Genomic DNA, 14,295 nt, shown 5'->3' with positions numbered 1-14,295 from the left:
AGCTCGTGAGATTACTTTTCTTTCTACTATTCTCCTTTGTTTTCGTAAGCTGCAAAAAAGAAGAAGCTCCCGAGCCAATTCCTGTTACTCCTACTTCCCAAAATACCTCCTTAGTTTCGACTAATATCAGTTTTGTTTATGAAAATGGGAATCCCATCGAGGCTGGAGGTTGTATCAATCCTGCTACCAGTTATGCTGTTGCTATTTCTGTCAAATTTAACGGAACGATCCCAACCAATGGTATCAAATTAAAATACACATTTAATGGAACAAGTGATGAAATGACTTTTCTGGCGGATGGAACTAAAACTAAAAAAATCGCTCTGACCAGTGGAAAAAATACCGCCATCATCACTGATACCAAACAAGAGGCTGCAATCATTCTTGTAACTCAAGAATTTGAAGTAGTGGAATAATTCTAACAAATGCCATTTTAGGTGAATTAATTCTAAAAGACTGCCTATATTTGAACTTTTGGAATTCATTTCTATTCTAAATGTCAAATATTTTTTTTCTAGGTAGTATATTTTGCTCATTGATAACGGCTTATCTGCTGTTATATAAAAAAAATCTCCACCAGCCTTATTCCACTAAGTTATTAGCTTTTTTAATGATCGTCTATGCTTATTGCATTACGGCATATTTGCTGATTGTTTCGGGGGAAATTATAAAGGTACCTTTCCTGTATAAGACTGCCGCCCCTTTAAATTTACTATTTGCGCCAATTAGTTTTCTGTACGTCCGTTCTGTCTTAAAAAACGAGAAAAAAATGGCCTATTTAGATTTATTACACCTTCTTCCATTCGTCATTTTCACCATTAGTTATCTGCCATTTTATTTTATTTCAGGACCAGAAAAGGCCTTGCTAGTTAAAAAAGTAGTGGCCAATTTTTCATCAATTTACACTTCAAATGATGGAATTATTCCAGAAAAAATATTTCATTATTTTCATCTTTTTCAAAGATTGACCTACCATTTTTTTGAATTGAGACTCATATTAATTGCTCAAAAAAATAACCATTTTTTTGTACCTCAACTTCACTTAAAATCAGTTATTAATTGGCTGAAATTCTTTGTTATTTCTAGAATTATTTCGATTGTAAGCATGATTATATCTTCGGGTTTACTTGCATATAGTAATCAAATAAATGGAAATGAAATAAATTTATCTCTACTAATAACTTCATCGAGCATTTTCTGTTTTAGTATTTATTTATTGCTTAATCCAGAAGTATTGTATGGAATTCCGTTCATAACGTCAATAAAAAATGGCACTAATTCCGAGATTTCAAAAGAAGATAAAGAGCTAATTATAAATATGTATGCTAAGGAGATTCATAAAATCGAAGAGGCATTTAAGACGGATTTAATTTTCCTGCAATCAAATTTAAATATCAATAAGCTTGCCGTTATTCTTGAAATCCCTGCTAAAAACTTATCTTTTATCATCAACAATCATTATAATCAACGCTTCACCGATTTTCTTAATTTGCATCGTATCGACTATATCATTGAAAAAATGAAAGGGGATTACTTAGAAAAATATACCTTAGAATCACTATCAATGGAGGCTGGTTTTGTCAATAAAGCGACCTTTAATTCTGCCTTTAAAAAGCAGATGAAATGTACGCCAAGTGAGTTTTTAGCACAAAAAACCCGCTGAATTTCTTCAGCGGGTTTTTTGTTAGTCACTAGTCGCTAGTCGCTAGCAGACTAAATCGCGAAGCGATGACTAAGCGACGAAGTCGCGACTTTTAACTCTCGACTGGTGACTGTCGAAGCCTCGCTTCGACTAAAGTAGATACTTCAACTTCACCAGCTCCCTCTCGGTCAAGAATCTCCAGCTTCCGCGTGGAAGATCTTTCTTCGTTAATCCTGAGAATGTGGTGCGATCTAGTTTTGTTACTTCGTAACCTAGGTGTTCGAAAATACGACGAACAATTCGGTTTTTGCCGGAGTGAATTTTAACACCGATGACATAACCGTCTGGAGTGACTTTGGCAATATCATCTACTTTAATTTCACCATCCTCTAAGGTTAAACCCTCCTTGATTTTTTCGAAATCTTCATCTGTCAAAGGCTTGTCTAATTCCGCCTGGTAAATCTTCTCGATTTCGTTAGATGGGTGGGTTAATTTATCAGCTAATTCGCCATCATTGGTTAATAACAATAAACCGGTTGTATTTCTATCCAAACGTCCCACCGGGTAAATGCGCGATTCTGTTGCATTCTTTACGAGTTCCATTACGGTCTTGCGATCGTTCGGGTCGTCGGTAGTTGTTAAGAAGTCTTTTGGCTTATTTAATAATAAGTAAACGGGTTTTTCGCGGTTCAATTTACGGTTACCGTATTTCACGATGTCCGTCGGCTTCACCTGGTATCCCATTTCTGTGATCACCTTGTTATTAACCTTGATTTCACCCGCTTCGATTAATTTATCCGCATCACGACGAGAACAAATTCCCGCGTTTGCAATGTAGCGATTCAAACGTATTTCATCTGAACGACGATCGGTTTGAGCGATTTTCTTTTGGATCTTGGCCGGAGCACGCTCCTTGTAGCGATCTAATTTATATTGAGGTTCGAATGCAGGACCTGCATCGAAACGCGAACGACTTTTAAAGGTCTCGCGGTCTGAATAACGTGGATTACGGTTGCCCTCTGGATGTTCGCCACGCTCTGCAGAACGCTCTGTGCGCTCCTCGTAGCGACGCTCAATGCGTGCTGTTGGATTCTCATCGCGCGGCGTAGTCGATTCTTCCGACCCCTCTACCTTAGGAGCAGCATTGCGATCCCAGCGATTATCTCCTTTATACGGTGTACGTGTTGGATTTTCAGTTCTGCCAAAAGGCTTGCGCTCTCCACCTTGATAGGGTTTTCTCTCTCCATCAAATGGTTTGCGGTCTCCGAATGAACGGCGTTCGCCACCCTCGCGGTTATCACGATTGAATGGTTTTCTTTCGCCACCCTGATAAGGCTTTCGCTCACCTCCTTGATAAGGTTTTCTCTCTCCATCAAATGGCTTGCGGTCTCCGAATGAACGGCGTTCGCCACCCTCGCGGTTATCGCGATTGAATGGTTTACGATCTCCTCCTTGATAAGGCTTGCGCTCTCCACCTTCTGAATTGTATGGCTTGCGATCTGATGAAAAACGATTGGATGATTCTGAACGTGGTGCACGTGGGGCACCTGAATCATTACGAGGCCCTCTGAACTCGCGAGGAGCTCCTGAGTCATTACGTGGGCCGTTAAAATCACGGCCTCCTGAAGATCTGCCTTCTGATCTGCCAGTAGATCTAAATTCAGATCTTCCTGTGGATGCACGACCTTCTGATGGTCGGCTGTCACGACGGTTATCGTCGTTTGAAATTCTTTTTCTCATGGTTGTACAACATCACTGCTGGAATAAAAGACGACGAACGTTTGTCATCTTGCTTTCGATTGTCGAAATTTAGGCAAAGGTACAGAATATAATCGGTTTTGTATTTATTTTTATATTCGCTTACTCAGCTATGAACCACATAAAGCCATTTAAACCAACCACTTACCTCTATCTTTTCCTGATAGTGGGACTGCTAAATGCCTGTAATTCTGATGCCCGATTATTTAAAACAGCCATAGAAAATTTCGAATTAGGAGAATATGAATGGACAATTCGAGATGTAAAACCGCTAGCAGATCGAAATTACAGGATAGCAGAAACGAATTATTTGGTGGCGGAATCGTATCGTCTCTCGAATCGCATTCAATTTGCAGGGCCTTACTATTTGATAGCAAAGGAAAAGGGGAATCAAGATCCACTTCTTAATTTACATTTAGCCTATTCCGCTAAAGCAAACGGCAAATACGCCGAAACCAAAAAATACCTACAGGACTTTATTGCCAGTAAACCAAGTTCCCGTGAATATGCTATCAAAGCAGAAATTGAATTAGAAAACCTTTCCTCTGTCGAGGAATACACTAAAAATCCTAGCCCAGTTAAAATTCAGGGCTTGGTCGGGAATACGAAACAGGCAGAATTTGGCCCGATAAAAAATGGGGAGGAACTTATAATAACTAGTTCAAAAAAACCATTGATTTACAAAAACAATGGGCTCCCTTATCTAGGTTTGTACAAGGCTAAATTAAAAAGTCCTACTGAAATTGAACAATTAGAGGTATTTAGCTCTACTCTTTTAGATGACAATGCCAATGAGGGTACGCCTGCCTTTTCGAAAGATGGAAAAACGATGGTATTTGCTAGAGGAAACTCCGGAAAAAGTAAAGACCCTTCCCCTGATGTAGATCTGTATATATCGTCTTTAAGAGACGGAACATGGTCAGTACCAGAGCGTCTGCCTATTTCTGACTCCTTAGGTTGGGACGGAAGCCCGTCATTTTCGCGCGATGGGAAATCCCTCTATTTTAGTTCGAATCGCAGAGGAGGAAAAGGTGGCTTGGATTTATATAGGGCTCCAATGGATAACTCGGGTCGGTTCGGAAAGCCTATTAATTTAGGTTCTAGTATCAACACACGTGGAAACGAAATATTCCCTTATGTATCAGAGGATGGCAAGCTCTTTTTCTCTTCAGATGGGCATCCTAGTTTAGGTGGCCTAGATATTTTTGTTGCCACGCGTAGTGATGACGAGATTCAAGTTGAACATTTAGGTGTTCCTATGAATTCTTCTGGAGATGATTTTGGCCTATTTTTATCTGATACCAACCAAGGCTATTTTAGCTCAAATAGAACCGGGGGAAAAGGAGATGATGATATTTATTTCTTTCAATCAACTAATTCTGAGGATCGTTGGTGGTCAAATGAAACCGCTATTGTAGAGAGCAAGGAGCCAGTTAAAGTAGCTTTATACCACTTGCGAACACAAATTCTAAACAGCCGAAACAAGCCTATTGCGAACGCAAAGGTGGGAATTAAACGCAATGGGGAGATTCAGCCTGTACTGTATAGTGATGCCAAAGGATTTTTACCCATCATCGACTTAAACCCCGCTGACCAAATCAGTTTTAATGCGAGTAAAGAAAAATTCTTGACTAAACGGAGTGAGTTTTTGTTAGATGGAAAAGAGATTCCTAAACAGCTTTTGAAAAAAGAATTAACGGATACCACATTTGACCATAAAATCACCTTGGGAGTTGCAGAAATAGGAGAAGAATTAGGAGCTATGTTTGGAGTTAATCCTATCTATTACGACTTAGATAAGGCTGTTATTCGACCGGATGCAGCACTGGAACTAGATAAAATTGTTCAAGTTTTACAAGATAATCCAGAAATCTCCATCGAACTTGGATCACATACAGATTCACGCGCTTCTGCATCCTATAACCTAAAATTATCCCAAAGAAGAGCTGACTCTGCTGTGAAATACATCATCGATCACGGAATAAGCGCCAATAGAATCAAAGCTAAAGGGTATGGAGAATCACAATTAATCAATGGCTGTACCGATGGGGTTGATTGTAGTGAAGAGGCGCACCAAGAAAACCGCCGAACAGAATTTAAAATCACAGATCTCAATGACTAAATTTCTCTTAAAGAATGGCCAAATCGTCAACGAAGGCAAGATAATACATTCAGATCTTAGGATAGAAAACGGACGAATTTCAAAAATCGCTCCTGACATGACTCCTCTGCCAGATGAGTTCATCTTAGATCTCAGTGGAAAGCATATTTTCCCTGGTATGATAGATGATCAGGTGCATTTCAGAGAGCCTGGCTTAACGCATAAAGCAACGATTGCGAGCGAAGCACGCGCAGCAGTAGCTGGGGGTGTGACTAGTTTTATGGAGATGCCCAATACCGTTCCCAATGCATTAACACAGGAATTATTAGCAGATAAATACGCGATTGCGGCAGCCGGATCTTTGGCAAACTACTCCTTCTTCATGGGGGCTGGAAACGATAATTTAGAGGAAGTTTTAAAGACAAATCCCCGTGATGTATGCGGAGTGAAAATCTTCATGGGATCCTCCACAGGAAATATGCTTGTTGATAATGCGCAGACCTTGGAGAAATTATTCTCTAGCTGCGAAATGTTAATCGCAACGCACTGCGAAGATGAAGCAACCGTTCGTGCACGAACAGAACTTTTCAAAGAAAAATACCCAGAAAATGCCCCCGCTTATATTCATCCATTGGTCCGCAATGAGGAAGCTTGTTACTTGTCCTCTTCAATGGCAATAGATTTAGCCAAGAAAAACAATACCCGTTTGCATATTCTTCACATCTCGACGGAGGAGGAATTAGCTTTGTTTGAGACGGGTAAAGCAGTGAAAGACAAACGCATTACCGCAGAAGTTTGTGTCCACCATTTATGGTTCGATGCGGCACAATACGATACGTTAGGAAATCAGATTAAGTGCAATCCCGCCATTAAAGACGCGCGTCACAAGACGGCTTTGCGCAAAGCATTGATTTCTGGGGAATTAGATATAATTGCAACGGATCATGCGCCGCATACCTGGGAAGAGAAATCACAAGAGTTTTGGAAAGCGCCTTCTGGTTTGCCCTTAGTGCAGCATCCTTTGTTGTTGATGATTGATTTGGCCAAAGAAGGTCATTTAAGCCTCGAACTTATCGCCGAAAAAACGGCACATGCTGTCGCAGATTGTTTCCAAATACTAGAACGTGGATACATCCGTGAAGGGTATTGGGCGGATTTAGCCATTCTAGATTTAAACAAACCTACGACCGTGTCGAAGGATAATATCCTTTACCAATGCGGCTGGTCTCCCCTAGAAGGGCAAACCTTATCCGCTTCGATTGAACATACATTTGTATCAGGGCATTTAGCTTATTCAAAAGGTGTATTCAATGAGTCCGTTAAAGGAAAAAGAGTATTGTTTGAAAGATAAATGTCAGCTCTACTACCCTTTTATTCTCCAATAGGACTAGAAGCCGGCTTAGATGAAGCCGGAAGAGGATGTTTAGCCGGTCCAGTAGTGGCTGCAGCCGTTATTTTACCTAAAGATTTTCATCACCCTTTTTTAACGGATTCGAAGCAAATGAGCTTGCGCCAGCGCAATGAATTAAAAAGATTGGTAAAGGAATATGCGATCGATTATGCTGTAGCGGAGGTAGGTGCTGAAAAAATTGATGAAATCAATATTTTAAAATCTAGTATTCTAGCGATGCACTTAGCGGTGGATCAACTTACACATCGTCCTGAACATTTATTAGTGGATGGCAACCGATTTTATAGCTACCCACTCATTCCACATACGTGCATTGTAAAGGGGGATTCAAAATACTTTTCTATTGCGGCTGCCTCCATTTTAGCTAAAACCCACCGCGATGAACTCATGGAAAAAGCGGCTCAAGAACACCCCGGCTATGGCTGGGAAAAAAATGCTGGCTATCCCACACTGCAACATCGAAAAGCCATATTAGAAAAAGGTTTAACAATTTTACATCGAAAAACGTTTAAAGTAGAAATAAAATAATTCTGTAAATTCGCTAATATGAAATTTCACATATTACTCATTTTTCTTTTGAGTTTCTCCACCTTCGCACAAGATGACTTCAGAAAGGAGCGCGCTTTGCGATTTGGTAGAGAACAGGATTCTATTTACCATGCCTCGCAAGAGATAGCTAAAAAAAGAGGAATACCACTTACTCGAACACTAGGAGAAGGTAAAGTTCTTACTTTCCAGGGTTTTTCAGAAATTGGCGAAGCCCTTTATATACGCACAGAATCAAATAGCCAAGCGGCTAAAATGACCAAAACAAATCTGCTTTACCCCGGTGGAAGTCTTTCTTTAGGGTTAACAGGTAAATCAGATTCACTCAAAGGCAAACTAGGCATGTGGGATGGAGGAGCCATATTAACAACGCATCAGGAATTTGGAGGACGTGCGAGTATGCAACCTAATCAGACTAGTTCTGGAACGAGTGATCATGCCACGCACGTAGCAGGAACTTTGGTGGCAGCGGGAATTAGCCCAAATGCAAAAGGAATGGCCTATGAAGCTGATTTAAAGGTTTGGGATTTTACGAACGATAATTCCGAAATGAGTACAGCTTCCTCTTCATCTCCTTTATTAATAAGTAATCACTCCTATGGCTATCAGGCAGGTTGGACGTACGATGAAACGAAGAAAAAATGGCAATGGTGGGGAAATGATGCGGTAAGCACTTTTGAGGATGTCAAATTTGGCCTCTATGAAACAAACGCACAAGCCTGGGACAAAATTGCGTACAATAGCCCTAACTATTTAATCTTCAAGTCTGCCGGAAATAGTAGAAGTGAAAATGGACCTGCCGCGGGAGAATATTATTTCTTGAAAACATCCACCACTGACTCTTCTAATGTAGCCAGAGCAAAAAATGATGGCTATGATATTATTTCTACAAGCGGAACTGCCAAAAATATCTTAACCGTAGGGGCTGCAAACCTAAGTTCATTAATCCCTACGAAGGCATCTGAAGTGAGCATTTCAAATTTTACAAGTTGGGGACCCACAGACGACGGTAGAATTAAACCCGATGTCATGGCCATCGGAACAAATATGTTTTCTACAGGTGTTGCAAACGACCAAGCTTATTCAACAAAAGGTGGAACCTCCATGGCTACTCCTCAGGCAGCTGGATCTCTTTATTTAATTCAACAATTATACAATCGTCTAAATAAAAATACCTTTATGCTTTCCTCTACATTGAAAGCGATTGCTATTCATACCGCATTAGACATGGAAACCCCTGGCCCTGACTATAAAACAGGCTATGGATTAATACAGATAGATAAAGCAGCCGAGGTTGTTCAAAATAAAAGTGGATCGCATTTATTGACTGAAAGTAGTTTGATTCAAGGTCAGACAAAAACATATACGCTAATTAGTTCGGGTAAGGGACCATTGAAAGCCACCCTCGCTTGGACAGATCCAGAGGCTAGCACTTCATCTCAATTAAATGACAGAACTCCTCGACTGGTAAACGATCTAGATATTCGATTAACAAGTGGTACGTCCACTTTCTTCCCCTTTACACTAAACCCTGCCACCCCTGAGGCATTGCCTGTTGCTGCTGATAATATCCGTGACAATGTGGAACAAATCTTGATAAATAATCCATTACCAGGTCAAAGTTTCACTTTAACGGTTAGTCAAAAAGGAGTATTAAAAAACAATATTCCTCAGAGCTTTGGAGTAGTGGTGTCTGGAATAGGAGGTTCATCTTATTGCAACCTTGCTCCAACCACTAGCACAAGTAACTTACAAACGTTTAGCTTAGGTACTGCTAAAGACTCTACAGGACTTAATCCTGTTTTTAAAGCTGAGCTAGGTGAGAATATCGCCGCTAGATTTAATTTTAAAAATACGAGTGCTAGGCAGGTTAAGCTATTCGCTGATTGGAATCAAGATGGAGATTTTGCGGATAGTGGAGAGGAATTATATAACTCACAAAACACCTCTGTTGCAAGCGCAACTGGCAATATTAAAATTCCAAGCACTTTAAAACAAGATGATTTCTACCGTTTACGCTGGGTAATTGAAAATGGATCAGGATCTAATTTAGCTCCATCTTGTGGCACTATTAGCTCAGGTGAAACAAAAGATTATTCCATTCAAATCGTACAAGCATCTAAAGATTTCAGTGCTATTTCAGTATCACAATCAACAGAAAGTTTTTGCGCAAGTGCAGGGAATACTACCTTCAATGCACGAATTAAGAATGTAGGTTCTGCAACTCAAACAAATGTTTCTGTCAAATTAGAGGTCAAAAATGGTACTACTTTAGTAGGCACAGCTACAGGTGTTGTCAGTGCTTTGGCTTCCAATCGAGAAGCAGATGTTATCTTATCAGGAAATATGACCTTGGTAGCTGGCAGTACGTACTCGCTTCAACTAAGCAGCCAACTGACAGGCGATCAAAATGCAACGAACGACCTTGTCACGAGCTCCGTTACCATAAGTAGTCCAGCGCCTCCTGTTGTTACGGGCACCATTTGTGCTAATTCAACAGAAATAACACTTTCTGCTACGAATGGTAGCCCATTATGGTATAATGGTACTAATTTAATTGGCTCAGGATCAACCTTGAAAACGACAAACTCTGGTACCTTCTTTGCTGCATTTAACAACTTTAGCGGAACAGTAGGTCCAGCAACAAAATCAGATTTTGGTGGTGGTACTTATTATTCGAATTTTGGACCAGAACCCATCTTTGTAGTATCACAACCTACTATTCTTGAAAGTGCGACAGTATACATTGGAACTTCGGGAACGGTCACTTTCGGTATTTTTAATAAAGACACGGGGGAATTAATTGCCTCAATTAGTAAAGATTTGGTCGCCACTAGAACCCAATCTAATTCCACTACTGTGAACAGCCAATTAATTGACGATAAAACAGACCCTGGCCAAACCGTTGTCCTCAATTTACCATTCCCTAAAGCAGGAAACTACATTTTATCACATGTCTGTTCAAATGGGGCTTCTATTTTTAGAAGTAATCGAACAAAGGCCGACACGGTAAATGCTGTTACAAATATTGGTTATCCCTACACGATTCCTGGAGTCTTAACTTTAACAGGAGCTCTATTTAATGATGGTGAAATTCAATCAGGCTATTACTATTTATATGGCATGAAATTCAAATCATATGCCTGTCCAAGCCCTAGAGTTCAGGTGGCTGTTACCACGGGAACTAGCCCAGTAATTACCGTTAGCCCAACGGGTGCTTCGAAATTATGTGTCGGGGAAAAATTAACAATTACGGCAACAGCTGCCTCTGGAAATCCAACGTATCAATGGTTGAAAAATGGTGTAACTATCAGTGGAGAAACTACCAATAAATTAGAGGTTAGCACTTCAGGAAATTACCAAGTAAATGCCAGCTTTAATGGGACGTGTCCAGTTGTTTCAGCCGTGAGCGCCATTACAACAACCACTCCAGTGGAGCCAACAATTTCCTTTGATAAAGGTATTTTGACGTCTTCAGCAGGAACAGAAATTCAATGGTTTTTTAACGATGTTGCCATTACGGGTGCCACCACAACTACGTATAAGCCCACTGCAAATGGAACCTATAAAGTTAGATTGAAAGATGCGAATGGTTGCCTCACCTCAGCTTCGTTGGGGGTAATTATTTTAGCTACCACTTTGGATAATCCTAATTCGAATATGTATGCTTATCCAAACCCGACCCATCATTTATTAACAGTAGGTCTCCCTAAAAATTATGTAGCATCGAACTACCGAATACGCATTAGTGATTTTCAAGGAAGGATCATCCAAGAAGAAACGATTGTTGTGGAGAATTTTGCAATCAAATTAGATGTCTCAAAACTGAATAGAGGAAACTATGTGCTTAGCTTTCCGGAATTAGAGGAATCGGTTTCCATCAAATTCACAAAAAACTAGTTTTTTGACCAAATAAAAATCATTCTAGGCGAGTTGATTTCATCAAAGGAAGTTAGCGAATAGCTTCCTTTGAAATCAACAAGTTGAAGTCCCGCTTGGGCAGCATACGCTAGAAAATCGTTTTTAGAGACTAACTCCACTTTTTCAACAAAGGAATAGGCTGTACCCTTGTCTGTAAAATCAATCGATTTATACAGGTAGCCAGCGTCTGACCAACGTTTGATTTGAAATGCTATCCCCTGACGATCAACCGTTTCTGAGGAGACTAAATTTGATAAAACATAGGTGGGATTAAAGAAATCAAGAACGAGTATTCCCCCTTTTTTCAAGCCCCCAGCGAATGTGTTAAAGGCTTTCTGATTATCCATTCGATTGTCAAAATAACCGAAACTGGTGAAGAAATTAAAAATGGCATCGTATTCATTTTGGAGCGGTAAAGCCTCCCGAATATCATGTACAAAAAAAAGAAGGTCTGGAGTTTCAAAAACTTGAGCGGCCTCAATATTAGTAGGTGAAAGATCGAATGCATCCACCGAAAAACCTAATTGACTTAATGTAATCGCGTGCCTACCCTTGCCACAGGCTGCATCCAATACACGAGAACCAGAAGCTAAGTTTAATTTTTGCTGTAAGGAGGCAATAAATTTTGCTGCTTCACTTTCATCTCGTTTCGCATAGAGAATATGATAATAAGGGGAATCAAACCAGGTACTAAACCACTCCTTTCCCTCCATTATTTGCGAATACTTACATTCGTTAAGAAATCTTGGTAGGCCAGTGAAATACCCTCTTTTAATTCGATTTTATGTTTCCAGCCTAAAGAATGTAATTTAGATACATCCATTAACTTCCGCGGAGTGCCATCAGGTCTTGTGCGATCCCATTGGATAACACCACTAAAGCCTACTATTTCTTTCACAGTTTCAGCTAATTCTTTAATCGTTACATCGATTCCAGTTCCTATATTCACAAGTTCAGCATCGCTGTAGGTTTCCATCAAATAAACACAGGCCTCCGCTAAATCATCTGCATGTAAGAATTCACGCATGGGTGCACCACTTCCCCAAAGTGTCAACGAAGCATCTCCGCGTTCTTTAGCCTCTTGAAACTTACGAATCATTGCTGGCAAGACATGGGAGTTTTCTAAATCATAATTATCGTTAGGTCCATACAAATTCGTAGGCATCACGGAAATAAAATCACACCCATATTGTGCCCGATAGGCTTCACACATCTTGATGCCAGCGATCTTTGCGATGGCATATGGCTCATTTGTTTCCTCCAAATAACCGCTTAGCAAATAGGACTCTTTCAGGGGTTGAGGTGCTAATTTAGGGTAAATACAGGAAGAGCCTAAGAACTGCAATTTCTTCACTTTATTGACGAAAGAAGCATGAATGATGTTGTTTTGGATGGCCAAATTCTCATATAAAAAATCAGCGCGATAAGTGTTGTTTGCCACAATCCCACCCACTTTAGCTGCCGCTAAAAACACATAATCTGGTTTTTCAGTGGCGAAGAATTCGGCTACTTTTACCTGATCACGTAGGTCTAATTCCGCTGAGGTTTTTAACAACAAATTCGTGTAACCTACACTTTGTAACTTCCGAACGATAGCCGACCCCACCATACCTCGGTGCCCGGCTACATATATTTTTGCTTGTTTTTCCAATGAATGATTCAACTAAGGCTATAAAATAATCCTTGCAAAAATACATAAAGTCTCTCAGGTAATAAGTTTAATTCGTAGTTTTAAGAAATATTTTCAAGCAAATTAATGCTTTCTCGCTTTCTAATTTTTGGTCTACTTATAAGTCTGTGCTTAACTTCTCAAGCACAGAATCGGGTAATTTCTACCAATAAGCCGCTGATAGATACGAGCGTTCACGAAAACGGATTATTTAATGGTAGGCTCTCCACGGGACTAGAAGAAAAAGTTAAAGAGGCTAAAAAATTCAAAGAGGACAGCAAAGCCTTTATTGAAAGTCTAGGTGTAAAGGATTTGGGGAAAAAAATTGTTAAAACCGCGAAAAAGAAACTGCAGCCAAAAGATGAATATGCGGGTATCAAAACGGAAGTCAGATTAGGCAGCTATGGTAGTGGTATACGCATGACTGCAGAGGAAGCCCATGTCGTAAAATATGTGGAGGACGAGGCCCTAAGTCCTTATTTGCAAGAAATTTTCATTTTCGATCCTGCACAATCCCGCGTAATTTCGATCCCATTAAAAGAGGCAAAAAACGCGCAGATTTGCCATGGTCCATTTAAAAAATATGTCAATCAAAAACTCGTGGAAGAAGGCTTCTATTTTATGGGAGTTAAAGATGGCCGATGGGAAAATTACGGTCCAGAAAATGAATTAGAGAATAAGGTTTATTATGAAAAAGGATTTTTAAAGGGCTCCTACTTTCAGTATTATGATGCCTCAAAAAAGAAAATAAAAGAGGTTGTACCCCGACAATATGGGAAAGTTAGAGGTACCTATCAGTCTTTTTATTCGAATGGTAATTTAAAAGAAGCGGGCAAATTAGATGACAGTGTTAAGGTGGGGATTTGGCGTGAATACCATGAGGTAGGTTCTGGTGGCCGCCTTAAAAAAGAATGGAAATACAAAGCAGATAAATTTGATACAGCGGATCCTATTTTAATTCAAGAACGAGATCAGCAGTCTAAAATTATTTACCAAACCAAGGAACCCATTTCACAACACAAACCGGCAAACATTCCTCCGTTAAACTCGGATGACGAAGATTCCGAAGAGGATGACCTTTCCCAAGAAGCAGGGATTGTTCGCTCTCATCCTATTTTTGTGTTTACAAATATCCCTTCCAAAAATAAAATAACTGAACTACAATTTATTTTATCTTCTGGATATTTTTGTACCCCGCTAACTCCCCCTGAAGCTCCTGTTTAATTGCAATAATACGTTCATTAATT

The 14,295-nt window shown here is 39.9% G+C and carries 10 protein-coding genes; 7 read left to right on the top strand and 3 right to left on the bottom strand.

All coding sequences use genetic code 11. The features are described from left to right. Positions 1–5 precede the first annotated feature (5 nt). Complete coding sequence (locus ACILP5_RS04485; RefSeq protein WP_395617460.1) at positions 6–416, top strand: hypothetical protein; 411 nt, start codon at positions 6–8, stop codon at positions 414–416. 353 nt (positions 417–769) lie between these two features. Further along, positions 770–1,663: a helix-turn-helix domain-containing protein gene (locus ACILP5_RS04480; protein ID WP_395617459.1), complete on the top strand. Its 894-nt coding sequence runs from the start codon at positions 770–772 to the stop codon at positions 1,661–1,663. A 129-nt stretch (positions 1,664–1,792) separates the two neighbouring features. Here ACILP5_RS04480 and ACILP5_RS04475 read toward each other — a convergent pair whose 3' ends face one another. Continuing rightward, a complete protein-coding gene (locus tag ACILP5_RS04475) occupies positions 1,793–3,382 on the bottom strand; it encodes a pseudouridine synthase (RefSeq protein WP_395617458.1) in 1,590 nt (529 codons plus the stop codon). Positions 3,383–3,512: 130 nt separating this feature from the next. On the opposite strand from ACILP5_RS04475, the gene ACILP5_RS04470 reads away from it, so the two are divergent. The 4 genes from ACILP5_RS04470 to ACILP5_RS04455 are packed head-to-tail and all read left to right on the top strand — an operon-like array spanning position 3,513 to position 11,358. After that, complete coding sequence (locus ACILP5_RS04470; RefSeq protein ID WP_395617457.1) at positions 3,513–5,522, top strand: OmpA family protein; 2,010 nt, start codon at positions 3,513–3,515, stop codon at positions 5,520–5,522. Beyond that, entirely contained in the window at positions 5,515–6,852 is a 1,338-nt protein-coding gene (locus tag ACILP5_RS04465; RefSeq protein ID WP_395617456.1) for a dihydroorotase, read from the top strand. The genes ACILP5_RS04470 and ACILP5_RS04465 overlap by 8 nt, the downstream gene beginning before the upstream one ends. Beyond that, positions 6,853–7,440: a ribonuclease HII gene (locus ACILP5_RS04460; protein ID WP_395617455.1), complete on the top strand. Its 588-nt coding sequence runs from the start codon at positions 6,853–6,855 to the stop codon at positions 7,438–7,440. An 18-nt stretch (positions 7,441–7,458) separates the two neighbouring features. After that, the gene (locus tag ACILP5_RS04455) at positions 7,459–11,358 is read left to right on the top strand and encodes a S8 family serine peptidase (protein WP_395617454.1); all 3,900 of its coding nucleotides are present in this window, start codon (positions 7,459–7,461) and stop codon (positions 11,356–11,358) included. Here the strand turns inward: ACILP5_RS04455 and ACILP5_RS04450 are convergent. Together ACILP5_RS04450 and ACILP5_RS04445 are read right to left on the bottom strand one after the other, a co-directional pair. Continuing rightward, positions 11,355–12,092, bottom strand: coding sequence for a class I SAM-dependent methyltransferase (locus ACILP5_RS04450; protein WP_395617453.1), 738 nt, complete (start codon positions 12,090–12,092; stop codon positions 11,355–11,357). The genes ACILP5_RS04455 and ACILP5_RS04450 overlap by 4 nt on opposite strands. After that, entirely contained in the window at positions 12,092–13,030 is a 939-nt protein-coding gene (locus tag ACILP5_RS04445) for a GDP-L-fucose synthase family protein (protein WP_395617493.1), read from the bottom strand. The genes ACILP5_RS04450 and ACILP5_RS04445 overlap by 1 nt, the downstream gene beginning before the upstream one ends. Positions 13,031–13,135: 105 nt before the next feature. Here ACILP5_RS04445 and ACILP5_RS04440 point away from each other — a divergent pair, with 105 nt between their 5' ends. After that, entirely contained in the window at positions 13,136–14,272 is a 1,137-nt protein-coding gene (locus ACILP5_RS04440; protein WP_395617452.1) for a toxin-antitoxin system YwqK family antitoxin, read from the top strand. The last annotated feature ends 23 nt before the right edge of the window (positions 14,273–14,295 follow it).

Origin of the sequence: Aquirufa sp. (assembly GCF_044239315.1) — a bacterium.
In the GTDB taxonomy this organism is placed as follows: Bacteria; Bacteroidota; Bacteroidia; order Cytophagales; family Spirosomataceae; genus Aquirufa.
Note: the sequence above shows the minus strand (reverse complement) of the source record. Positions and strands in the feature narration are given on the sequence as shown.

Excerpts from the sequence above, each read along its gene's own strand:
- ACILP5_RS04465 (WP_395617456.1), top strand. The coding sequence starts at position 5,515 with ATGACTAAATTTCTCTTAAAGAATGGCCAAATCGTCAACGAAGGCAAG.
- ACILP5_RS04475 (WP_395617458.1), bottom strand. The coding sequence starts at position 3,382 with ATGAGAAAAAGAATTTCAAACGACGATAACCGTCGTGACAGCCGACCA.
- ACILP5_RS04460 (WP_395617455.1), top strand. The coding sequence starts at position 6,853 with ATGTCAGCTCTACTACCCTTTTATTCTCCAATAGGACTAGAAGCCGGC.
- ACILP5_RS04450 (WP_395617453.1), bottom strand. The coding sequence starts at position 12,092 with ATGGAGGGAAAGGAGTGGTTTAGTACCTGGTTTGATTCCCCTTATTAT.
- ACILP5_RS04470 (WP_395617457.1), top strand. The coding sequence starts at position 3,513 with ATGAACCACATAAAGCCATTTAAACCAACCACTTACCTCTATCTTTTC.
- ACILP5_RS04480 (WP_395617459.1), top strand. The coding sequence starts at position 770 with ATGGCCTATTTAGATTTATTACACCTTCTTCCATTCGTCATTTTCACC.
- ACILP5_RS04440 (WP_395617452.1), top strand. The coding sequence starts at position 13,136 with ATGCTTTCTCGCTTTCTAATTTTTGGTCTACTTATAAGTCTGTGCTTA.
- ACILP5_RS04455 (WP_395617454.1), top strand. The coding sequence starts at position 7,459 with ATGAAATTTCACATATTACTCATTTTTCTTTTGAGTTTCTCCACCTTC.